Source organism: Eubacterium sp. An11, from assembly GCF_002161065.1.
Classification (GTDB): Bacteria; Bacillota; Clostridia; order Lachnospirales; family Lachnospiraceae; genus Anaerobutyricum; species Anaerobutyricum faecale.
This window is the reverse complement of record NZ_NFLV01000104.1, coordinates 1-540: the sequence shown is the minus strand read 5'-3', so window position 1 is coordinate 540 and position 540 is coordinate 1. Positions and strand designations below refer to the sequence as shown.

The 540-nt window shown below is 38.5% G+C and carries 1 protein-coding gene; it reads left to right on the top strand.

Annotation, left to right across the window (positions count from 1 at the left end):
• The first annotated feature begins 114 nt into the window (after nucleotides 1-114).
• Nucleotides 115-321 carry a hypothetical protein gene (locus tag B5E53_RS18780; RefSeq protein WP_087317636.1) on the top strand — a complete coding sequence of 69 codons (207 nt, stop codon included), beginning with the start codon at nucleotides 115-117 and terminating at the stop codon, nucleotides 319-321.
• Nucleotides 322-540: the final 219 nt, after the last annotated feature.

Genomic DNA, 540 nt, shown 5'->3' with positions numbered 1-540 from the left:
CTATATAAATGCTCATATTACGGAATATAACCGGAATTTAATGCTATATACCTGATTGCAAAAAAATGTGATAGAACCGCTGTTTTAGGGTATGATGTTAATGAGGTGTTTTTAATGAAAATCATAGGTACGCAGGAAGAATTGAAATGGGTCCGCAGGGCGCTGGCAAATAACTGTGAGGGATGTATCTTTGAAGAACGATGTAATCAAAATGCCAGTGAGGAACTGAAGAAGCATGGAAAAACTCTGACAAGCTGTGAGGAATTTATGTCAAGACAGATCACGTTTGTCTGCGAGGAGGAAACAAAAGGCACAAAATAGGATAGTTATGTCATTATCACATACCATATATAGTACAAAACAAATTGACAGCACCTATATCCTGTGCTACTATACTGATATAGTTCTTTTTTATGCGTTTCCCGGCGGGGGATCATGTTTTGGGATTTTGAGAAATCCCGTACATGAAGAGGAAAAGCAGGAGCTTTTCCCGGCATAAGTTGTTTATGTTTGTAGTGAAGTGTCACCGTATGCCTGAAA

Bases quoted from the DNA above. Each gene is read 5' to 3' on its own strand.
- B5E53_RS18780 (WP_087317636.1), top strand. From the start codon at position 115: ATGAAAATCATAGGTACGCAGGAAGAATTGAAATGGGTCCGCAGGGCG.